This window comes from Ketobacter sp. MCCC 1A13808 (assembly GCF_009746715.1).
GTDB lineage: Bacteria > Pseudomonadota > Gammaproteobacteria > Pseudomonadales > Ketobacteraceae > Ketobacter.
This window is the reverse complement of the sequence record NZ_VRKW01000017.1, coordinates 1-22,625: the sequence shown is the minus strand read 5'-3', so window position 1 is coordinate 22,625 and position 22,625 is coordinate 1. Positions and strand designations below refer to the sequence as shown.

Genomic DNA, 22,625 nt, shown 5'->3' with positions numbered 1-22,625 from the left:
GTTGAAAATGGGTATTATAGTCCGTGGATCAATAGGCATCAAAAAGTGATAGTCCTGTCTTTTGGGCAGGGCTTTCATGAAAGATGCTCGTTTGGTCGCTTTCGGCCAGAAAGTAAGAGAAATCAGAAAATCAAAAGAGCTATCACAAGAAGCTCTTGCTGACATTGCTGGCGTGGATAGAAGCTATATGGGGCATATTGAGCGCGGCGAAAAAAACATTACATTGACTAAAATCTATCAGATTGCTGAGGCGTTAAACATCAACGCGAGTGAGCTGCTAGAAGATTAATTTTACATAAAAGCGATTTAAATTGAGTAGTCGATTGGACTTTCTCTTGCTTTGTGTTTCAGAAATTGGATATTGAAACGGGCCTCCGGCTTGAGGGCGTATTCATCATACTCCATTGATCAATTGGAGGCACGGGTCGAAGAAATCCAAAGCAATAGATCTGTTCTTCAGGCTACCAAAAACTCGGGCACCGCTAGAAGTTATAGAGCGGTGCCCGTTGGTTCCCTACGAATTGAGCTACCCGCATTTTGTGGTTGGCCACTACAGTTTTGCTCTGCTCAAAATCGCCGCCCTTAACAAATGATCATTTTTCAGTATCTGAACAATATTCCTGGCGTCATCGATACCTGAATGCTGACGACCTAGGAATTCAAGACCAGATAGTTGAATTGCTCGCGCGAGTCCAACCCTATGCCCGTGTTTCCTGGCAAATAACTGCTTTATGTTGATGTGTTGAAGTGGCTCAAGGGGATTCTGGAGTTCCTTGAGCCCGGTCTCAGAGCTAAAATGACGCTGGTCAAATTTTCCCCAGCTCCCCCAGGTTTTGATGTGGTACTCGGCCACCCAATCTTCCAACAATTGTACTGCATCTTTCAACGGTGTTGCCTGATCTACATCCTGTTGTTGGATTCCAGTTAGACCTATACAGAAAGGCGTCAATGATCTATGCCACTGCGGATGCACGTAGATCTGCCGCTCATCCAGTAGCTCGAAGCAATCCCTATCTAATATTCCCATTACAGCACCAATTTCGATAATCTCCATTTCTTCTGGAGGTAAAGGTGGGACCTCGTTACAAGTACATTCGAGATCCACAAGTAGAATAGTCTTTTGAGATATAGAGGCTTTCATATGCAGCTGCTCTAAAATGCACAGAAATTTATAGGTGCGATTCTAAATTTCATCAAGCTTGATCCAGGGTTTACTTGAATCAATAGAGGCTAACCACACGCAGAGATTCAACGGCGTTCCACGATTTCCAATTATAACTAGTAAAAAACCGTCCATTTCCCCATTAAACGAGCGCAAATATTCGCATGCTGTTTGCCTGTCCGTTCCTGATGGTGATGGTGTGCTCTCGGGGTGAGTATGCCATAGTCCCACAGCATGATATCCACGTAAAAAATTGTCTTTACGGTCTCTGTTAGCAATATTTAAATCGGGATGAAACCCGTATCGTGATCGTCTGTCTGATGGGTAAGGTCCAGTGGCTATATCGATATAAACAGTGACACTTTCTGGCGTATCACTAAAAAGTTGTCCTCCCGCCTCTGTTTTCCAAAAATTAGTCTGAGCATGGCTATACATGTGAGTTAAAACCTCTGTGCTGAACTGTATAATCCCTCTGTCACCAGGTAGCCTGAAACTACGTTCACTCATAGGTCATTCTCGATCATCAAACCATCAAACTCAGAGGCCTTTTCAGCCCATTCCTTAAATCGGAGCCCTGAATAGCATTTATCAAGATATTTTTTCCCTCTTATCCAATGCCTGGCGATGGGGCTATCTATCTTTTTATCTAAAAGGTCCAGTGCTGCCTCTGCTGTCAGGGCAACTGCGTGCGTAGCCGCAGTAGACGTATAATTTTGAAAGCTGCTGCTGCATGCTGGCTCATTCAGCATTACTCCATCAGGCCAGTCAACAGCATTCAAGCTCTGTAGCCTATCGATGTTGTTTGTTACCCAATAGTTATCTACCGGCAACAGGCATGCATGAGCAGAAGCAACGAAAGGTTCCATCCATGCAATGAGGAGGTCAACTTTATGCTTTCTTCGCTCTAGGTCGATACAAAGCCGTACGTCGGGCTCCCCGGTGAGGTCCATGATCATATCAACATCTTCCAAAGTATTGGATTTTAACCATAGCTGAATAGACATAGAAAATCCGATGGCATTGCAACTTGGCCAACGTATCGAAATACTCTCGGCCAATCGATATACTTTAGAAAGACCAATTGAATCTGCTCCTAAAGTGTGCCGCCCAATATTGGCAGAAGTCAAAGTATCATCATCTATCAACGTCAGCTTACCGATTCCCGATTTTGCCAGCTGCTCGGCAACTGGGCTGCCTAAAGCACCGGCACCGATAATTAACACGTGCTTTAACTGTCTGTCCGCATATTCAGGATGTTGGTCTCTGCCTGTAGTCCAACTCACATCTAATCTTTCAACTTTGAGAGGAATAAGGCTACTGCTAGGGAATGATTTTATGGAATTTCCCTGTTTTATCTTCGAAGGAGGACCTCCAGGCAAAAGGTAGCCAAAAGCGCAGCCAGGCGCTCTAAAAATAACAACTTTGTGAATGCTTCTGCCTCTACGCCCTCCAGATTTAAAAAAATTATCAGCATCATTGACCCCTAGTTTAACTTTGATTAGTCGCTTAATATCTTTTAAATTCTTCGGCCAACTGTCTGGAACGAACGGAAATGTGATAGGTATCTCAGCAAGCAAAACGCTTGAGATAGTATTTCCATTACTTAGTGAGCTGGCGTAACGGCCTCTAATGCTTGAGTCATCACCTGCGATCACAATTCGTCGATTCTCTATAAAAGTGGACTTGTAAATCTTTGATGCGTAAGGCTCTGGATTGGTAGTGAATGCTTTTGCTATCGGCTGGGCTTTGGTGCAACACCTTGAACAGTGTATTGCCCAGTAATTCATTGCTTCGTTGAAAAAATGGTTATCCAATTCCCCATGTGACCACGGCTCTAGAAACGATGAATAAAACAGATCAATGAGCTGTTCAATACGTGCTTGGGGAGAACTTCCACTTAATGGGCCAGGGTCTCCATCTATACACAGGTGGCCATCAGACTCAACGTGGGGAATCTTAAGAATATATTTTTTGGGAAGAGAAATCGTAGCTAGGTCTCTATCAGAAAAACCAAGTGGGATATCTATCCATGCCGTGTCAATGGTTCTTCCTGCTGGTAGATCGTTTATAAGAAGAGGAAAGCGCCGAGCGCCATTGGAAGACGTTATTTCATCCAATAGGCACTCATGCTCCCTAAGAAATTTATTAAACTCATCCGCCAATTTAAGCTAATCCTTTCGTTGGCGGAGCCTTGTGAGGCTGACTTGGTTTTCTCGGTGCCAAACCACTACCATTTGGTGGAGTTGGGCTCTGAGCAGCGGTGCATCCGAAGACCTCTTTTATTGTCTGCCTCCTGGAGTCTTGATCAGTAGCTGCCATGATCTCATTGAGATCCTCTAAAAGTAGTTTGGTCCAAATATCAAATGACTGCTTTAATCTAGGTTTTTCATTCCACTTTTCAGCAAAGTTCTCACCTTCTACTGTTGGGTTTGCAATCCAATACTCATTTTCTCTCCGTTCAATCATATATGGCATTAGCTCAACTAGATCGATTAGAAGCTCTATTGGGTGTGTATAAACTGCGCCTTTATCTGCCAACCCTTCGTAACATTGCGTTAATAGAGTGACGATGATTATCGATATAGGCTTTAAATCAGGTTCTATGTAATTTCGTCTAACGGCCATGTCCCTGTGTCGCTTCAAAAGCCGTATTGCCACTCGCAATGTGTCAGAAATCTCAACTTCTTGTTCAGGAACAGGAGTGACACTCTCTGCGCTATAGCTGTCGTGCATTGACTTCTCTAGCAACCATCTTAGTAAAGGTCTAGACGATTGATCTGATACCCAACTAGAGAAACCTTCAGGATTTGATGTTTTCCATTTTCTTGAAGGAGTATCTACAACAGCTAAAGCTTTGTTTCTATAGCGATTGCTAGGAGAAAAAGTGATACGGCTGGAGGTTGATTGAGGAACCTTATCGAGCGGAGTCGAAGGGGTAAATTCGATGTAGTATCTGCGTCCTTGAAAATCGACTTTCCAGCATCGTTTTTTTGGCTCGGGATCCCATTCTTCAAGAGCAGCTCCCACTTTTTCGTAAAAGTCCATTGGTTCACTAGTTTCAATCATGGACAGATCAACAGAACACACAGCGTCGATGTCGAACTTTGAATTGTCTGGTGATCTAATCAGAGTTTTGGTACTTGCCGACCCCTGTGGGATTATACGTATTGACTCGCTAGGCCAATTCAGCTTTTCAACCAGTTTTCTTGCCATGTCTTCATAATCAGAGGAGGCGTCTTCAAAGACACTTTCATCGACTTTTATATGATCGTTAACTAATTGAATGTCTTCAGCTAGCGCTTCCAGTTGATGACTCGAATCCTGAAAGTTTTCGACGGAAAGAGACTTTATTAATGTTTTTTGGGCTTGTTCGTTCCGTCTAATGATCGCCTCATTTACGAGGTATGAATAGTGGGTTTCTGTCACGTTAATCTCCTTTATCTGAGACTGATTTGATGTTGATGTTCGCCTTCGGAACTAACTGATAAGACATCATTTCCAGTTATATCCAGAGCAGGCGTGAATGGCTTAGATCCATCAGGTCTATCGTAGACTCTACATACTGAATGATTTCCCGCTTGTAACATTTGCCCAAACTTAAAAATCGCACTTGCTGGGGAAACCCCAAATACATGTACCATCTTTGATCGCCAAGAATCTTGAATCATTTTTATAGCTTGTCGGGCTAAGCTTGAAAAATTTTCTAGTCGTTCTTTTGAATTAATGCAGTTGGGGGATGGGGTGGCGTTGGTTATTCTAACCCAGCCAATTTTCTTTTCTTGGACGGCTTGCGCCAATTCTTCAGGCAAGGCGTTGATGTCGAGCTCTGCCGTCAGTTCGAAAGAAAGGATTGTTTCTTCACCATTATTATGGCTTTCGATTTCATAAGAAATGTCAAATTTTGAGTCCGGAGTCAGATTGTGTTCTGGCCAGCTCCATGTTTTTAAATTCCGATCATACTGGAAAATCTCTACATTTCTGGCTTCACCGATAATCCTTCCTGCAAGAACTAGTACGGGAACCAAATGGAGTGGGAAGATTCCCAGAGCATCAGGTGCCGTCAATGATGTCTGAGAAGGTCTATTGCTTGTGAAACTAATCAGCTCTCGCACATCTGACTCATGCTCGTGAAGAAAATGTCCCCAAAAGCCTGGGCGACTTCGATCGTCTCGCTGGGTTCTTCGGATCATGTGTTTGATTTCTGGAAGTGGACCAAGTTTTCGGCTCAGTGCTGAGTTGCAAAGTTCTGATTTAGATACATTTGTTGGCACTTGAGCTAAATCGGCCAGCAGAGTTATAAGTTGTATAGTGGGATACTTCAAACTATCCAGTAAAAAGCTAACTTTTGCAGCATGTTCATCACGCATCAGTTGTAAATCAGATGCTGGATGACCAATTACATCTATCCTATCTATGAGCCTATGATGACCATCACACATTAGCATTATGTTTTCTGGGACATCTGATAGTGCATGAGAGTTCTCATTCCCTCTTGGGCCATCGGGATCGGAAGCTATGATGTGAGCCAAATAGGCAATCCTTGCAGTTTTCGTTGTTAAGGGAGTGGCTCCAAGATCCTGGCCACATCCACGGTACATACACCTTCCTCCCGCATCATGCCATACCTTAGCAGAAGTAAGGGGCGAGATCGCCTTTCCTCGGCCTTGGCCAAATAGTTCATCCCTTGCTTTCTTTAGCTCAGTGATATCTTTGACCTTCGCGTCTAGCAACATCCAGTCAGATCTTGAGGTCGTACTTTCTACTAACACCTCACAAGGAAGCTCTATCCGTTTAAGCATATTCTTCTTAGAAAGCGTCTTTAGAACAGGTACAGACTCCGTTCCTAAATCGCCCACCACTAACTGGGACGGCTCTGCACTTTGCTCATAAACCTTGAAGACATGTTTAGCATAAGCATAAACTACGGTTTTACCTGTCGAGTGGCGCAAAGAAAGCCAAGCTGCCAACTCTGCATCAGATAAACCTGACGACTTAACTTCAGATTCTTTCAGTCTGTTTTGCATCTGTATTCCATTTTTCATTCACTGATCACCATTCAATATAGACTGAAGCCATCCCATCCAGCCGTTCTTTCGTCTTTACCCACTTTGGCATTACCTGGCCCATTAGCCGATAAAACCGCTCACTGTGGTTATGCTCCGCTATGTGGCAAAGCTCGTGCAAAATCACGTAATCAATGCACTCACGAGGCGCTTTAACCAGGTGAGGGTTCAGGGTGATTCGGCCATTGGGTGAGCAGCTGCCCCATTGAGTTTGCATGGTCAGTATGCGCAGCGGTGGTCGCTCCTCTACCCAAAGGGCTTGTTCCAGCATCGCATCGAGGCGCTTGGCGAAGGTTTCTTTGGCCCTCGATTTGTACCAATCTGTTAACGGCTCTTTCACCTTTTCGGTGGACTTCGCTCGTACTGATACCTCCAGTTTGCCACGTAGCAGTTTCACGCCTTGAACCTGATCAGGCGCTTCAATCACTTTCAGCAGGTACTGTTTCCCAAGGTAGTAATGGCTCTCACCACTGATGTATTGCCGAGGGGTGGTGAATTCAAGCTGTTTGCGGAAATCCCGAAGCTGTTCGTATATCCAACGGCCACGCTTTTTAACAGCAGATAACACGGCTTCGCTCTCAGCCCCCACAGGAGCCGATGCGACTACCCGACAATCGGGATGAACCTTGATTAATACCTTGCCTGTGGCTTGCGGGCGCTTGACTCGCTCAAACGTAATCTGCTCGTCGCCGTAGCAAAAGCTCATGGTCTGACTTTGAGATTTAATCGGCACATTCATCTGGTTATACCCGTTCAAGCACCGTTCAACCCGACCCGAGTGATCTGAACAATCATCTCAACAATCTTCTTGGCCTGATCCATTCCGCCACCAATGGCTTTGCATTCCTGGAACATGCGTGGCAGTAACTTTTTACGAATGTCGGCTTCGATGTTCTGTGGATTGATGGAGTTTTCCGCGACAGAGGTTTCTACCGCCTGGTCAATTTCAAAGGCAACCTTGACCCACTTATCCTGAACCTGCTGATCAAACACAGCTAAGGCTTCAGGCAGCACTTTCTTGAACACACCAAAGTAGGCCTGGGCATGGCGATTACCGGCAAACGCATCAGGTATGTCGTTCAAGCGTCTCTCTAGTACTTGCTCTTCAAATTCACGGAACAGCATGTACTGTTTCAGTGGGTGGTCGAATAGTTTTTCGGCCTCTTCAATGGCTTGGCGCAGCAGCTTGGAAAACGCTTCCTGAGCGTAAGGGTCATCCCGTAGCTCTTGTTCAATCATGCGGGTTACGCGGGTTTTGATAATGTCAGTTTCATTACGAGTCTTCTCTTCGCTCCAGTCTTCCGGCTGTTGCTTTTGCCCCATCTTGCCCACTTCATACACACCACCGGGTTCTTTAACCTCGACACCCACCACATGCTTGTCTAGCAGCTTTTTAACTTGTTCTGCGTATTCGTCGTAGTCAATCCTCTCACCGGCATCTTGTTGCACCAGTTGGCGCAGGCTGGAGAATTGCTTCACGGTTTCTTTGTAGTGGCGGCGATCCTGGTCGCTAAAGCTCTTATCTTCAAAGAAAGTGGCGGATTGCAGCGCTACCTTCAGGCAGCTGGCGAAGGCCGTTAGGGCTTCGTAGAAGTCTTCACGCACCTTTAGATGCACGTCAACCAGCTCGCCGCTCTCTCCCGGCGCTAAAGGCTTTTGCTCTTCAATCTTGGGTACCAACACCTGACGCAACTGCTCGATGTCGTTCTTGTTTTTCACACCATCGAATATGGCCCACAACTGCTTATAGAGCTGTGGCAGGCGCTTGTACTCGGTACTCATCTGGCTGTAGAGGCCAGCAATATCATTAATGTCGTAACCGCCCTGAGTTCGGGAGGCCAGATCCTGATATTTCTGAATGGTGGTATCCAGTTCGGCCAGAATGCCGCGATAGTCGATGAGCAAGCCAAATTTCTTCTTCGGATGCAGTCGGTTTACCCGTGCAATCGCCTGGATCAGGTTGTGCTCTTTCAGCGGCTTATCGATGTACAGCACTGCGTTTTTCGGTTCATCAAAGCCGGTGAGTAGTTTATCGACCACGATCAGTATCTTCAGTGAATCGTCTTGGTCGAAGCGTTCGACCAGATGTTTGGTGTATGCCTGCTCATCCTGGCTGCCAACATTGTCTTTCCACCACTGGGTGACTTCCGGTGTTGTGGCTTCATCCACAGCAGTGTTGCCTTCACGGCTATCAGGTGGGCTCATTACTACGGCAGATTCAAGTAAGCCTGCTTCGTCCAGGTACTTTTTGTACTTGATCGCAGAGGCTTTGCTGTCGCAGGCTAATTGGCCTTTTAAGCCTTCGTCGATGTTCTTTACGAAATGGTTGGCAATATCCAGGGCAATCAAACGAATGCGATCATCCGCACCGTATACTTGGCCTTTTTTAGCAAACTTGCGCTTCAGGTCGGCCTTTTGCTCGTCTGAAAGCCCTTCGGTAATACGCTCAAACCAACTGTCGATGGCGCGCTCATTCACATCCAGGTCGGGGATGCGCTCTTCATACAGCAACGGCGTCACCGTTTGGTCTTCCACGGCGCGCTGCATAGTGTATGCGTGCACAATGGGGCCAAATTTATTGGTCGTTTTATCATCTTTTAACAATGGCGTGCCGGTGAAAGCGACAAAGGCAGCATTGGGCAGCGCCTGCTTCATGCGGATATGGTTTTCTCCACCCTGGCTGCGATGGCCTTCGTCAATCAGCACAATGATGTCAGAGCTGGTGTTGATACACTCAGGCATTTTGGTAGCGGTATTAAACTTCTGGATCAGTGAGAAGATAATTCGCTCCGTGCCTTTACCAATCTGTTCAGCCAGTCTCTTACCGGAAGTGGCCATTGCCGCTTCTTTGTCCTTTTTACCGGCCAACTCGCCGCCGGAGGCGAAGGTTTTACTGAGCTGTGTTTCCAGATCTACCCGGTCGGTGACCACCACGATACGGCATTGTTTTAGGCTTTCGTGGAGGATCAGCGCCTTACTTAAAAACACCATAGTAAATGACTTACCAGAACCCGTGGTGTGCCAAATCACACCACCTTCACGGCCACCGATGCTGCTGCGGGTATTGATGCGTTCAATTAGCCGTTTAATGCCAAACACCTGCTGATAACGGGCGACAATCTTGCCTGCCTTTTTATCGAACAAGGTGAAGTAAAGGGTCATCTCCAGCAGCCGAGCAGGGCTTAACAGGCTGATCAGTAATTGATCCTGACCAGTCACAGCAAGCTCCCCCGCAGCGGTCAGGCTCTGGTACCAATCCAGGTCTTTTGCCGGGCGGTGGCTGAATAAAGCTGCCAGCTGTTCGTCTTTGAGCGTTTTGTTTTTGATGGCGTACATCTCGGCATCGGTGATGTCTTCTTCACGCCAGGCAGCCCAAAATTTTGCGGGCGTACCGCAGGTGCCATATCTTCCTTCGTTGCCGTTTATGGAAAGCAGCATCTGGCTATAGGCGAACAGTAACGGGATTTCATCATGGCGCTGGTTACGCAGGCTTTGCGAAATGCCTTCGTCAATGGTGGGGCCTCCCCCTTTTCCAGATCGGGCCTTGCCATCCGGGCGCTTGGCCTCAATGACCACTAAGGGAATACCGTTTACAAAGCAGACAATATCGGGTCTGCGCTTGTCTTGAAATGAAGAGCCGACGCCACCAGAGCGGGTAACGGTAAATTCTTCGGTAAATACAAAACTGTTATTAGCTGGGTTCTGCCAGTCAATTAGCGCAACCGTCGGGTTGGCCTTTTTACCATCCACAAACTCAGTGACAGAGATGCCATACAGCAAGTGGTTGTACAGGCGCTCATTGGCCGTTAAAAGGCCTTCGTTAAGTGCAGGGCTACATACCTCAGCAATCAAGTTATCAATAGCTTTTTCAGACAGCGGATAGCTCTTACCGGCAAAGGTGAAAGTGCGCTTTTGAAGCTCACTGCGGAGTACTTGGCGTAAAACCACTTCATCGGCCTTGCCACCACGGGCGGCTAACGCATGCTCAGGAGAGAGAAACGACCACCCGAGGTTGGTCAACAACGTCAGCGCCGGTAACTTGGCACTGTATTCTTCCTGAAATTTGGGTGTGTATTGTGTCATTCGTTATCTCTCTTCAACCCCTGGTACCCGAGGTGCAGCCTAATTAGCGTTGTTGGTGGTAGCTGCTTAAATCACTGTCTAAAGACCAAACAAAGACCTCTCGCGTTGAGAATCGACTAACGCATTTATTGAATTCTTCAATAATGCTTAAATCGCCAAAGCTAGTACCTTCACCGGTTTTTTGTGGAGACTTGTTCGCTCCTGCTTGATCTGGAAATTTATCTATCCAAGTTAACACCTCAGCGGAATTTGGAAATTCACTTGGTTGATAGGGGGCATCACCACTAAAAGCACCTTTTACAGCTTTGCAAAAACGCTGAGCAGTTTTACGTCTTGTTCCACCGTCACCGTTCTGGGCAATGTGATTACCAGTCTCAATAATTGTGGCCATGGGTAAAATGAAGGTCGCACCAAGTTCTGCATACTCTACGAAAGATGCAGTAACTGTATCCTTATCCTGATTTTTGCCGGGAACGTTTAGTAGATTCAGGAAAACTGACGTATCTATGATGCAAATCGAACTCATTCATCATCTCCCTGCATTTGGCTCAACCAATCCATGGCATTTTGTTTCTTCTGCTGAGGCGTCATCGGAGACTTCACAAAACGATCTACAACGCCGTTAGTGACTAATTCACCTAGCGGACCTTGAGAAACTAAACCAGGGTAATCGTTTAGATCGGAAAGCCTGATAAGCTGGCTGTCACCAGTGGTTTTGCTGCGGTAGCAAAACACCACATCTCCAAGTGATGAATCTGGCAGGGCATCCATTAGGGCTGGATTGTGTGTTGATAGAAGCAAACGAACATTTCTCGCATCAGCTTGCTGCCTCATGGTTGCTAGCAGCTGTTTTGCCCTTGAAGGATGCACACCATTATCAACTTCTTCAATCACTACCGTTGATCCTTCAGGCGCGGAGAGCAAGGCTGCAGCAATAGCCAAAACTCTTAGGGTGCCGTCGGATAGAAGCTCTACTGACCACTTTCTGTCTTTATTGCCAAAGCTTTCCACCAACTCCAACGAAACCTGGCCCCGGCGATCTTCAAAAAAGTTGATATCCTTAACGTCCTGCTCAGGAAGGCTTTTAATGAAGTCGATAATGACGGGCTTCAGTGCTTCGTCTTTCCACAAGGTGAAAAGCACGCCTGAAAGATTCGCACAATCACCACGTAAGCGTTTTTCAGGGTAGCTGTCACCACGCATTAGTGAAGGCACAGGGTCAAGAAATAGGGTATTTGATAGTAGGTTTTGAAACTTTTCGGTAGTTTTTGGAATTTCTTGCTGCGCTTTCTTATGGCCAGCCTCAAACATAGCTGAAGACGCAAGTTGATTCAGAATAGCAATTTGGTCTGTGCAGCTTACCTGGGGTTTTTTCCCACCTCGTGCGAAGTTGTTATAAGCAACTCTTACATCAGTGCCTAAGCCAGATGATTTTTGTTCAATTTTATATAAAGGGAAATTTTCTTTTGGCGAGGTGATGGTTTCTTGCGAAATATGTAACTCATCGTCACGTAACGACACTTCAACCTCAAAGTGATTCCAGTTGGCGCCATCCGTTGTGCAACCCAAAGAAAACGCGGTTGCGCTCAAATGCCCTAAGTCCCTCACTTGGCCACGAAGGATCTGCTCAGAATCATCAACTCTGTGTTTCAATACAGATAATTTCTGGCCTTGTGCCAGCCAAGCTAAAAAGCGGAAAGCTTCCAGCGCATTACTTTTACCAGAAGCATTTGCCCCAATCATCAGCGTCAGCGGTGATAAGTGTAAAACCTGATCTTGATAGCTCTTGAAGTTTTGAATGTGTATCTGGGTTAGCATTATGCAACCTCCTTATCATCAACTTTTACTCTTCGTTTACCCGTCAACAACTGCTGCATCAGGGCTTTTTTCTCTTGCTTTAAGGTATCTAGTTGTTGCTTCAGGGCAGTGATTTCTTGGTCGGCGGTGGATAGAATCGAAGCGATTTTTTTCTGTTCAGACAGTTCTTCTGGTACTGTTACTTTCAATGACTTCAGGTAATCTGTTGTAACTCGTTTTTGGCCTGCTGAACCTTGCATATTTGCTTCGCCTCGAACTCGAAACTCTGAGATGTTTGTCAGGTAATAAAGATATTTTGAGTCAGATTTAGCTCCTGATCTCAGTACATGAAACTCGGTACTGCCAAATCCAATACCGTTTCGCATTTGCTCGATATACGCTCCTTTGCCATTCTCAAAGCAGGGTGTGATTTTTGCCACAAGCACGTCACCATCGGCAAACGACGTAAAGCCTTTACTCACATCGTCATACTCGCGAACCGAGGACGAAAGTAGCTTTGCATCTTCCGATACAGATTCCATTGCAATAAAGGATACTTTCCCATCTTTGGGTGCAGGTGATTTCCTAGGGTTAATTTGGCAGATGTCTGACAATGAAACTTCGCGCCACTCTCCACTAAACCTAACCCCATTCTTATCCAGCAAGCGTTTTTTGCCGGTGAGCAGTTGTTGCATCAGAGCTTTTTTCTGCTGCTGGCTGTTGGCGAGTAGTTGTTCGGTGGTGGTAATGGTCTTATCCCAAGCAGATAGGATTTGGGCGATTTTCTTTTGTTCGGGGAGCGGCGGAACAGGAACTTGAATGGACTTTACGATTCCACCACTCAAGTTTTCTTGGCCTCCACTATTTGCCATTTCTCGAATATTTTCATATTGACTAACGAGAAATTGATAGTAGTAATCAACTTCATAATCAGGGTGCAACACTATCGCTGCACACGCCTGATTGGTCGAAGCCTCAATGCCTAACTTGGCAACTTGCCCTCTCGTTTTTCCTTGTCCGTACATGGCCATAAGGATCGTATCCACCGGAAATAGCTTAGCAGACGAGTTTGCAAGACCCTCTTCGGTTATCTTTTCAGAAGTATCTTTTATAACCTTAAATTGAACCTCAGCAGTTGTTACCCAAGGTATATTGCCATTCCAATATGTGTCATTTTTCCTACTAGGAGTCCCACCAGAAGAAACGTTGGCTATTTCTTCAATAGTGCTTAATTTCCACCCATTAGGCACCATAACCAAGCTCCTCAAGATACTTGGCCATCTCGGTTTCCAGCTCGGTCAATTGCGCTTTCAGTTGCTCACGCTCTGCACGTACTGCCATCAAGTCGATTTCTTCATCTTCTTCAAAGGTATCGACGTAGCGCGGGATGTTCAGGTTGTAATCGTTCTCTTTGATCTCTTCGAGGCTGGCAACGTAGGCGTATTTATCGACGTCATTGCCTGCACGATACGTCTCAACCACTTTGGCGATATTCTCTTCAGTCAGCAGGTTCTGGTTCTTACCGGCTTTAAATTCACGAGACGCATCAATAAACATTACCGACTCGTCGGATTTATCCTTGTTGAAAATAAGAATCGCTGCGGGAATGCCGGTGCCGTAAAACAGCTTCTCTGGAAGGCCAATCACGGCATCGAGCAGGTTTTCGTCAATCAGTTGCTGGCGAATTTTGCCTTCGCTGGAACCCCGGAATAGCACGCCATGTGGCACTACCACGCCCATGCGCCCCCCGGGTTTACCTTGAGAAGCAGGTTTGAGGGTTTCGATCATGTGCAGAATAAAGGCGTAGTCGCCTTTGGTTTTTGGGGGGATGCCGCGGCGGAAGCGGCTGAACTTGTCGTGTTCGGCTTCGTCATGCCCCCATTTATCCAGACTGAATGGCGGGTTGGCGGTCACGATATCGAACAGCATCAGGTCGCCGTTTTTATCGAGCAGCTTGGGGTTGCGGATGGTGTCGCCCCATTCAATTTTATGGTTGTCTTCACTGTGCAGGAACATGTTCATTTTGGCCAGCGACCAGGTGGAGCCAATGGCTTCTTGCCCATACAGGGCGTAGTTTTTACTGTCGTGATTTTTTCGAACTTTGCTACCACACTTCATTAACAGTGAGGCGGAACCACAAGCCGGATCGCAGATGCTGTCACCTGGTTGCGGGTCTAACAGTTCAGCGATCAGGTCACTGACTTCTGGTGGGGTATAAAATTCACCGGCTTTCTGGCCACCGCTGGCGGCGAAGTTTTTGATCAGGTATTCGTAGGCGTTACCGATCACATCCAGCGTACCGACGCGGCTCGGTTTAAGGTTTAGCTCTGGCTTGGCAAAGTCTTCCAGCAGGTGACGCAGAATAGTGTTCTTTTGCTTTTCTTCACCCAGTTTGTCGGTGTTGAAGCTGATGTCCTGGAACACGCTTTTTCCGGCGTCTTTGAGTTTGGTGCCGTTGGCTTCTTCGATGGCGTGCAGCGCCTGGTCGATGCGCTCACCGTTACCGGGTTCGTGACGGGGTTCGTACAGGGCGTAGAAATTGGCAGCTTTGGGCAGTACAAAGCGCTCGTTTTTCATCATCTCTTCGATGAGTTCCGGCTCGTCGCCGTATTCAGCTTTGTAGCCGTCGTAGTGGTCTTGCCATACATCCGAAATGTACTTGAGAAACAGCATAGTCAGAATGAAGTCTTTGTAGGTGTCTGCGCTGATGGTGCCACGGAAGGTGTCGCAGGCGTTCCACAGCGCTTTGTTGATGCTGTCTTGATTGATTTTATCGTTCATCCATTGCTTCCTTTTAGTGGGGCCAATCAATGGCTGGCCCGGTTCAAGTCTTAAATTCGTTATGCTGGCTGTTTAGTGGCCATGTGCCTGGTACAAGTCGTTGGCGATAGCGCCCATCATTCGCTCACCGTTGTTTACTAGCCTCTGTATCAGCCTTTGCTCTTCACCTAAAGTGTTGGCCATCGCAATGATTGCTCGCTGTTTGGCAAGGGGCGGAACAACGACTGGGGCATCTTCCAACACACTGCGGCGAATGCTTTTTGTTAAGGTGCCTTCGGCATTCTGTTCAAAATAACGTTGAGCCGGTGCCTGATTCAGTAACCACACCATAAACTCGGGCAGAATGTCTTTCTTCTTCAGGCTGACCACAAAAAAGTGCGGCGCAGCAACGGCCTGCTTGCCAGTAGAGGTCAGCGCCTGATCCACCTGTACGGCGTAGTTATGGCTGCCTCGGGCGGCCACTAAAATATCGCCGGTGGCGAGGTAGTCGGGTTCACGTTTGCCGGTTAGCTCTGTTTCCAGGCAGCTTGACCAACGAATCCCTTCGGTTAGCGAAACATCCTTCATCTGAACCGCGACCACAGCAGAGCCTGCCACATCAGGGATTTTCCCCCTAAATGGATAGCCTGCATTGATGGTTGCGACCTGTTTGAGCTTCATGTCTTCATCTATTCATAGCCAATGATGCAGAAATAATCGGTTGATCCTAGCCAAATGTCAAGCTAAAGTTGTTTCATCGCCTTTGATGCAAAGAAAGTTGCTCAAGGGCTTTTTGTTGCAGAGGATGGTTGCATCATTACCTATGAAGTCAAATTTTCGTGTAAGGATCGAGGTGATCCGCAAGCTGGAATGTTACGAGCCGTCCACAATTGAGCCTGTGGGTGGTCATGTATGCCGTGTTGCAGCCAAAGGTTGTGACTACTATCGGCATTCGGCACAGGACGTGGCACATGATGTGTTTTATCACTATCCGGTGATTGTTGACCCTGATGGCTCACCCTGGGTGGAGGCCAATCGCTATTTACTGAGCAGGCTGAATGCTATTGTGCCAGCCAAGCACAGGACTCTTGAGTCGATTGCGAGCGATCTTGCGCACTTCAGGCAGTGGTTGCTGGAAGAGGAAATAGACTTTTTGACAATTTCCTCTAGACCAAGAGCTCGTCCTACATATAGGTATTGCGCCTACCTTCATGATGAGATCCGTTTTGGAAAACTTAAGGCCCAAACTGCGAAGCGTCGGATGAGTAGCTTGCAAAACTTTTATCGATGGATTGAAGGCGATGGGGTCAAATTTGAGTTACCCTTGTGGCTTGAGAATGATGAAGCACTGAAGTTTAAAGATGCGAGAGGTTTTCAACGCAGTAAGTCGGTAAAAAGCACAGATCTGACGCGTTCCTTCCGAGTAGTAAAATCGACCAATGACTACAGTGAATACATTGATGATGGCGGTAAGTTACGGCCCTTACCTAGAGATGAGCAAATGGCGTTGGTTGCGGCGCTAAATGCAATCGGTAATACCGAGATGATCTTGGCTTTCTTTTTTGCCTTGGCAACAGGCGCTAGGTTGCAAACTGTATTTACGCTTCGTCGGCAGAACTTTTTGGGCGAACCTTATCAAGGGGCCGTATCGCATCGCATAAAGGTTGGCGGCGGCACACTTGTCAGTACCAAGTATGCCAAACAGATGGTGTTGCTGGTTCCACTGTTTCTGTATCGCCGGGTACAGGTGTACCTTAATTCTGAACGCTGCCAGCGGCGCATATCTTCCTCTAAGCATGTATATCCTGAAAGCGGGGAGCAATACCTATTCCTAACTCGCGCAGGTCAGCCATATTACATGGCAGATAATGACCCTTTCACTTTTTTATACCGTAGCCCACCAAGGGGAAATGCGGTTACACAGTTTATCAGGCAACAACTAAAGCCAGAGTTGTACCGGCAGGGGCACGATTTCGAATTCCGGTTTCATGATCTCAGGGCTACTTTTGGTATGAATTTACTGGAGGATCGATTGGTTGGCCATCCATTAGATGATATTTCTGCACAGAACCAGCCGAATTTTTTCCGCTTACTAATGTATATACGGCAACGCATGGGGCACACGAATTTGGCTACAACGGAACGATATCTGAATTATCAGAAGAATTATAAATTGGCTGCTCATCTGCAATACGGATACGAAGATCACTTGGAGTCTCTACTGAAGGCGGTTGAGGGGTGTTGTGAGCTGGATTGAAAGGAAAACATCCAGTTTCCGTGTTGAGAGTTTGCCATTCGATTCTAGCGGAAAGGTGGCATTGATGGATCCGTCTACTATTCAGGTTTATTTGGAGCTATATGTTAGCCCCGTAGACGTCGGAGCTTGGTGCTACAGAAAGAGAAAACAAGTTGTACTGGTAGATCCTGAGAGCTTTTCTGAGTCAAGGATGCCGTTAGTTATAGCAGTTTTGGAATTTATACATCATAAATTCAGTATGGGTGTTCGCGAGACGACACTATCTCAACGCTTAAATGAGATAAACAAATTCATTTTATGGTTAGATAGTCAAAAGAGTGATGATCTTTCGAATAAAAGCCTATTCACTAGATCACTATCAGAATACACCAGGTTGCTCTGGGACGATGTTCGCGCAAGCAGAATAAACGTAAACACCGCCTCTTCAAGGCAGAGAACGCTTGTTGAGATCGGTCGATATATGTATAGCGATATAGATATTGACCTATACGATGATATGAAAAATATAAGAAAGTCATCAATTGCGGTTAATGTTACGGAAAAGCCCGATGAAGATTTGGTAAGTCGGTTGCTACGAGTTTATATGGATGTTTTTGAAAGTCTTTCTGACATGGTTTTAAACTTCATTAGGTTTCCATATAAAATTGAAGTAGGTAGTGATTACTTTTGGTTTTTTCCTACATCGGTACCAATAGCTGGGCCTTCAAATATTCATATTAAAGCTGCTTTGAAAAACAGATTTCAAGCTTACGACTATATTAACGGTCGTATTAAAAACGACTATCCAGGAAGGAAATCTAATAGAAACGTTGCATTAAATAACATCAATAAAGCTAATAGTGGTCGATTTCATAATCGCAGGATATTCGCTGCTACATTGGCAGCCCAATCATTCATTATGCTGTTTTCAGCTAGTACGGGAATGGGGTTGGGTCAGATATGTGAGTTGCGATGGTCGGATCAATATGATGTTGAAGATGAAGTTCAGGGATTTAAGTCAATTAAATATCGTGCCAATGGCAAGGTGACCAGTTTTTTAATATCTAAGAAGTTTATGCGGCTGTTTAGGAGGTATCTCGATCTAAGGAATTATTTGCTTGAGTTCGCTGGATCTGATGGATTTGAAAGGCTGTTTTTTTGCTTGAAATATGGAGATTTGATTCCGGTAAAAATGAATTTGTCGACCGACTTTCATCGCAGGTTGGAGAATTGTTTTAATTTTAGCGGCAAGATTACAACTAGATCTTGGAGGGCTAATAAGAACGACTGGCTACTTCGAAATAGTGATTTAGAAACAACTTCTATGCTGCTGCAGAATTCCATTGATAGTGTTTTGAAACACTATTCGGAAGGTTCAGAGAAAGACGCTGAAGAAGAGTTGAATGAGTTTCTTAATAAATACAAACGAGAAGTGGTTTCTGCTGAGTGTGAAAAGCTAGCGAATACGAATGTGGGTCGATGCCTAGAATATGGTTCTCCAAAACTAATATCTGGATCAAAGCCAATATATCAACCTGACTGTAAAGCAGGGGAAGGGTGTCTTTTCTGCGAAAGATATAGAGTTAATGCTGATCTTGAAGATTATGGAAAGATATTGAGTTATCAATATGTTCTTAGTGAAACAAGGTTTCTTTTTGGGAATGACAATGAGGAAGAATATTTAGCTCTTATGTCTAGAATAAAATATATTTCCGAGGCTATTGAGCAGTCTGGAAAAGTTTTTGGCAGGGAGCTTCAGAAAGTCAAAAGTCTTGTTCTTCAAGGTTATAATCTTGATCCCTATTGGGAGAAAAAGCTGTCAATAATTGATGAGATGGAAGTCCTCTATTGATTATGAAAATATTTAGTGCGAATTATTATTCTGAAATAGCTGATGGTGAGTGTAGTCGACCTGATGCATTTGTTCAGGAAGGAAAGAGCTTTGTATTTCCAGATTTTGATTTTGTTATTTCAAGGAATAAGTCTGGTGATGCCATATCTACTTTCAAGAACGATACCTGGGATCTTCGGCCGTATGGATTAACTGGGTCTCAGGGGAGGTTGATGTTCGCTAATGTATCTAAAGAGAATAGGCTGGATGCGAAGTGGGTTATATTTATTTTAATGTACTTCTCTGATTCTGGGAGAGCTAGCGTTTTAAGTGCGAATACTCTTGTGGGCTATATGAAACTAGTTCGAGATTTAGACAGTTTCTGTAGTGGTAGCAGTGTTGGTTTCAGAGATGTGTTTGCTCAACAACATATCTTGAGAGAGTACATTTTTAGTAGAAAGCATCGATACATAGTTGATAGGTTTATTTCAGTTTTCAGAAAACTGTATTGCCTTCCTTCTAATCTGACAGGATATCTCCTAAATGAGAAATGCAATAATATACTTGATAAATTCAGGTTCCGTATAGATAAAAGCTCGCTACAGTTTCCTGTTATACCTCCGAGAATATTGTCTGAATTGATAGACTCGCTTGAGGAAATTGTTGGGTATGTGCATGACGATATAGATCGGATAAAAGAGTTTTTGATTGCAATATTGGAAAATGAAAACCTAGGAAGGTGCAAGGCATATCAGAGACAGAAAGGCCTTTCAGCCGGAAACTTTGAACCTCATTTTGATAAGGCCATTGAATTGTATGGATTAAGTAATCTATTAGATACTTATGAAGTAGATAATATCCCAGCGTGTCGCTCGTTTCTGAGTAAAATACAGCATGGTTGTGCGCTTATATTGTTGATATATAGTGGGAAGCGTAGAAGTGAGATGCTAAGTCTTAAGGTCGATAGCCTGAAAGAGTCGCTTGTTAATGGTAAGAAAATATATAAGCTGCATGGTGTAACCAGAAAGCTTGTTGGTCAAAGTAAGTCAGTGTCCTGGATTACATCTAAAGATATAAAAAAGGCCTACGAAGTTGCAAAATCTTTAGCTCTTATAGCAGGAAAGGAAATTGGCTTAAAAGAAAAAGAGACTCCTTTATTTATTTCCTTGGCGTACCTGCCGATTTGCAGCAGCATTGGGTATGACGGGATAAATGTAAATGTTAATTCATTTACAAATAAGGTTATGGAAGTATTTGAATTAATAGATTTGGATAAATTTTCAATCTCTTATGATGATGTAAAGTTTTTAGATAAAATCGATCCGTTTCGTGCTTGGGGCGAAGAAGAAAAATTCGCGTTAGATGCAAGATGGCGATTCTCAACTCACTAATTTAGGCGATCGCTTGCGTATTATGTTTCTCAGTCTGGTCTTGTGTCTTTGCCTTCGTTAAAGCGGCAGTTCAAACATATAGGTCGAGAGATGACAGTATATTATTGCAACTCGTCCTCTATCTCCGAAGAATATAGCGCTAGTGAACATATTGCCGGAATCATTAGAAGTATAAAGCCGGAGGCTGATGCCATTGCTTATATCGATTGTGTTTATAATTCAAACGAAAAAATATATGGAAGCCATGGTAATTACGTTGACAAATTTCTAGATGGTAAAAGTCATAGTTCATTGCTGCTACCGCTGGAAAGATCCGAAATTGTTAAACAGTTCAAGGATGGACTTATAGCATATAAAGAGACTCCTTTGGGCGCGTGCACGAAAGTAGGGCCTTGTAAAGAAAGAGCTGTTAGATCTTTTGCGGCGTGTACAAACTGTGACCGTTCTATCATTAAAATTAGCCGGTTGAATAAAGTTATTGACCGTCAGGTTGCATTCGTAGAAGAGCTTGAAGCTATTAGTCCGGACAGTATGGCTTCAAGAATCGAGAGCGATGAACTGAATATATTAAGAAGATACAAATGCAAAGTTGACAATAAAGGTGGTTAAATTGGCTGGAATTCAGGACTATTGGGATGCTTTGAATCGGCTGAAATTAGGTTGCACAGTTAGACTTCCCGCTGGATCTCCAATCAATAAAGATACGGTAGCCCTAGAAGCTGGCCGCAGAAGGGGATCTATTAAAAAATCTAGAAAAAGTTTTGATGATTTAATTGCTGCTATTGAGTCTGCGAATATCGAAACAGCCTCAAACTCTGTACAACCGAAAGAATTGTTGAGAAGAGCTAAAGCGGAAAAGCAGAATTATAAAGAGCTATATCACCAAGCGCTGAATCGTGAATTGATGCTGATTGAGAAGCTAGCCCAGTTGGAAAAAGAACTCAGGCGTTTAAAGAATGTTGTACCTATTAGAGACTGAAACTATGTGGATTCAACGTGAAATACAGTTATCACCCAAGAAGCGTGGTTTTCATTTAATCACGGATGAAATACTTAGGAAATTACCCGAGCTATCTCAAGTGTCGGTGGGTATTGCACATATTTTCATACAGCATACCTCAGCATCACTTACGATTAATGAAAATGCTGACCCAACTGTTCGTCAAGATTTTGAGAGCTTTTTTAATCGTGCAGTCCCAGAGGATGAGCCCTATTACAAGCATATATATGAAGGAAGCGATGATTTACCCAGCCACATTAAGTCCAGTCTACTTGGGAGTAGTGTGACCGTTCCTGTAACCGAAGGGCGTCTGAACATGGGAACTTGGCAGGGAATCTACTTGTGTGAGCACCGAAATCATGGCGGGCCTCGGTCGTTGGTCGTCACGATTCAAGGAGAGGTTTAAGTGAGCAAGAAAGGGAATCCAATAATTTATATCGGTGGGCCTGGATATAGCTATGAGGACTTTGAACCATTAATTGGCAGTCTTGATGAGCACATAAAAGAGGTGCTGTCAGTCTTGAAATCTGAAAATTATCAAGGCGTAGCTTCGAATATAAGAATGGTCGTTGATGTATTTAACCCAGAGAAAGTGGGAGCTTTTGCAAAAACGGTCGATATTGGCAATGGAACATACGTAACCGCTCATTTTGCACCGTTCTTCACTTACCCAATATCGCGCGATAGGCTAACTCCATCTGATCACTGATGGAGTCATATCAATGCCAACCCAAAAATACATTCGACGATCCGCCGCCATCTGGGAAACGCTCATCGATCAATACCAGCAGTCCGGCCTGTCCGGAGCGCAATTCTGTCGGGAGCAGACATTACCTTACGCCAGTTTTTGCAAGTGGCGACAGCGCATTCTGGCGTCCGACGATTCACAGCCCACTTCGGCTTTGCCTGAGCCGGGCTTTGTTGAATTAAATACTTGGCCCGATGCGCCAGACCGCCCCTGGAGGGTCACGCTCAAACTGGGCAATGGCGTCGAGTTGTTACTGAGTCAGCCCTGATGTTTCTGCCCGAACCCAACGTCAGGATTTGGTTGTATACCCAGCCGGTGGACATGCGCAAATCCTTTGATGGCCTCAGTGCGCTGGTGGTATCTCAGCTCCAGGATGATCCGGCCAGTGGCCAACTGTTTGTGTTTATCAATCGACGTAAAACCCATCTTAAGGGTAACCGGTCATTCCACCACGTAGTTGCCAACTCAACGAACTATCTTACTTAGATATCCTTAACAATGGTCAACATGCCTGGCGGCAATTTCCACCGGCGCTTATCTTCTGATAACACCAC

General features: G+C 45.1%; 22 protein-coding genes. 10 read left to right on the top strand and 12 right to left on the bottom strand.

Features of this window, described 5'->3' with window-relative positions:
- Positions 1-76 precede the first annotated feature (76 nt).
- Positions 77-289: a helix-turn-helix domain-containing protein gene (locus tag FT643_RS20270; protein ID WP_156873244.1), complete on the top strand. Its 213-nt coding sequence runs from the start codon at positions 77-79 to the stop codon at positions 287-289.
- Positions 290-550: 261 nt separating this feature from the next.
- Here the strand turns inward: FT643_RS20270 and FT643_RS20265 are convergent, their stop codons facing one another.
- From FT643_RS20265 to FT643_RS20210, 12 genes are all read right to left on the bottom strand, one after another.
- Positions 551-1,141: a 3'-5' exonuclease gene (locus FT643_RS20265; protein ID WP_156873243.1), complete on the bottom strand. Its 591-nt coding sequence runs from the start codon at positions 1,139-1,141 to the stop codon at positions 551-553.
- 42 nt (positions 1,142-1,183) lie between these two features.
- Positions 1,184-1,669, bottom strand: a complete 486-nt coding sequence (locus tag FT643_RS20260; RefSeq protein WP_156873242.1) for a Mov34/MPN/PAD-1 family protein — start codon at positions 1,667-1,669, stop codon at positions 1,184-1,186.
- Entirely contained in the window at positions 1,666-3,324 is a 1,659-nt protein-coding gene (locus FT643_RS20255) for a HesA/MoeB/ThiF family protein (protein WP_198043750.1), read from the bottom strand. Before FT643_RS20255 ends, FT643_RS20260 begins: the two co-directional genes overlap by 4 nt.
- A gap of 1 nt (position 3,325) precedes the next feature.
- Positions 3,326-4,588 carry a nucleotidyltransferase domain-containing protein gene (locus FT643_RS20250; RefSeq protein ID WP_156873241.1) on the bottom strand — a complete coding sequence of 421 codons (1,263 nt, stop codon included), beginning with the start codon at positions 4,586-4,588 and terminating at the stop codon, positions 3,326-3,328.
- 11 nt (positions 4,589-4,599) lie between these two features.
- Positions 4,600-6,204, bottom strand: a complete 1,605-nt coding sequence (locus FT643_RS20245) for an SAVED domain-containing protein (protein WP_156873240.1) — start codon at positions 6,202-6,204, stop codon at positions 4,600-4,602.
- Between the two features lie 7 nt (positions 6,205-6,211).
- A complete protein-coding gene (locus tag FT643_RS20240; RefSeq protein WP_156873239.1) occupies positions 6,212-6,964 on the bottom strand; it encodes a M48 family metallopeptidase in 753 nt (250 codons plus the stop codon).
- A gap of 14 nt (positions 6,965-6,978) precedes the next feature.
- A complete protein-coding gene (locus FT643_RS20235) occupies positions 6,979-10,308 on the bottom strand; it encodes a type I restriction endonuclease subunit R (RefSeq protein WP_156873238.1) in 3,330 nt (1,109 codons plus the stop codon).
- Between the two features lie 43 nt (positions 10,309-10,351).
- Positions 10,352-10,834: a hypothetical protein gene (locus FT643_RS20230; protein WP_156873237.1), complete on the bottom strand. Its 483-nt coding sequence runs from the start codon at positions 10,832-10,834 to the stop codon at positions 10,352-10,354.
- Entirely contained in the window at positions 10,831-12,126 is a 1,296-nt protein-coding gene (locus FT643_RS20225; protein WP_156873236.1) for an AAA family ATPase, read from the bottom strand. Before FT643_RS20225 ends, FT643_RS20230 begins: the two co-directional genes overlap by 4 nt.
- Positions 12,126-13,358 (bottom strand): restriction endonuclease subunit S, encoded by a 1,233-nt coding sequence (locus tag FT643_RS20220; protein ID WP_156873235.1) that lies wholly within the window; start codon positions 13,356-13,358, stop codon positions 12,126-12,128. The genes FT643_RS20225 and FT643_RS20220 overlap by 1 nt, the downstream gene beginning before the upstream one ends.
- Entirely contained in the window at positions 13,348-14,886 is a 1,539-nt protein-coding gene (locus FT643_RS20215; protein WP_156873234.1) for a type I restriction-modification system subunit M, read from the bottom strand. Before FT643_RS20215 ends, FT643_RS20220 begins: the two co-directional genes overlap by 11 nt.
- A 72-nt stretch (positions 14,887-14,958) precedes the next feature.
- A complete protein-coding gene (locus tag FT643_RS20210; protein WP_156873233.1) occupies positions 14,959-15,546 on the bottom strand; it encodes a restriction endonuclease subunit S domain-containing protein in 588 nt (195 codons plus the stop codon).
- A 40-nt stretch (positions 15,547-15,586) separates the two neighbouring features.
- Between FT643_RS20210 and FT643_RS20205 the strand changes: the two genes are divergently transcribed.
- The 9 genes from FT643_RS20205 to tnpB all read left to right on the top strand — a co-directional run bounded on the left by FT643_RS20205 (position 15,587) and on the right by tnpB (position 22,557).
- The gene (locus FT643_RS20205; protein ID WP_156873232.1) at positions 15,587-17,122 is read left to right on the top strand and encodes a tyrosine-type recombinase/integrase; all 1,536 of its coding nucleotides are present in this window, start codon (positions 15,587-15,589) and stop codon (positions 17,120-17,122) included.
- On the top strand, positions 17,109-18,953 hold the full coding sequence (locus FT643_RS20200; RefSeq protein WP_156873231.1) for a site-specific integrase: 1,845 nt from the start codon (positions 17,109-17,111) through the stop codon (positions 18,951-18,953). Before FT643_RS20205 ends, FT643_RS20200 begins: the two co-directional genes overlap by 14 nt.
- Before the next feature lie 2 nt (positions 18,954-18,955).
- Positions 18,956-20,323 (top strand): hypothetical protein, encoded by a 1,368-nt coding sequence (locus tag FT643_RS20195; RefSeq protein ID WP_156873230.1) that lies wholly within the window; start codon positions 18,956-18,958, stop codon positions 20,321-20,323.
- Positions 20,324-20,413: 90 nt separating this feature from the next.
- Positions 20,414-20,932 carry a hypothetical protein gene (locus tag FT643_RS20190; protein WP_156873229.1) on the top strand — a complete coding sequence of 173 codons (519 nt, stop codon included), beginning with the start codon at positions 20,414-20,416 and terminating at the stop codon, positions 20,930-20,932.
- 1 nt (position 20,933) lies between these two features.
- On the top strand, positions 20,934-21,302 hold the full coding sequence (locus FT643_RS20185; protein WP_156873228.1) for a hypothetical protein: 369 nt from the start codon (positions 20,934-20,936) through the stop codon (positions 21,300-21,302).
- 4 nt (positions 21,303-21,306) lie between these two features.
- Positions 21,307-21,729, top strand: coding sequence for a secondary thiamine-phosphate synthase enzyme YjbQ (locus FT643_RS20180; protein WP_156873288.1), 423 nt, complete (start codon positions 21,307-21,309; stop codon positions 21,727-21,729).
- Positions 21,730-22,032, top strand: coding sequence for a hypothetical protein (locus FT643_RS20175; RefSeq protein WP_156873227.1), 303 nt, complete (start codon positions 21,730-21,732; stop codon positions 22,030-22,032).
- Positions 22,033-22,045: 13 nt separating this feature from the next.
- Positions 22,046-22,339 (top strand): IS66 family insertion sequence element accessory protein TnpA, encoded by a 294-nt coding sequence (gene tnpA / locus FT643_RS20170; protein ID WP_156873226.1) that lies wholly within the window; start codon positions 22,046-22,048, stop codon positions 22,337-22,339.
- On the top strand, positions 22,339-22,557 hold the full coding sequence (gene tnpB / locus FT643_RS20165) for an IS66 family insertion sequence element accessory protein TnpB (protein WP_156873225.1): 219 nt from the start codon (positions 22,339-22,341) through the stop codon (positions 22,555-22,557). The genes tnpA and tnpB overlap by 1 nt, the downstream gene beginning before the upstream one ends.
- Positions 22,558-22,625: the final 68 nt, after the last annotated feature.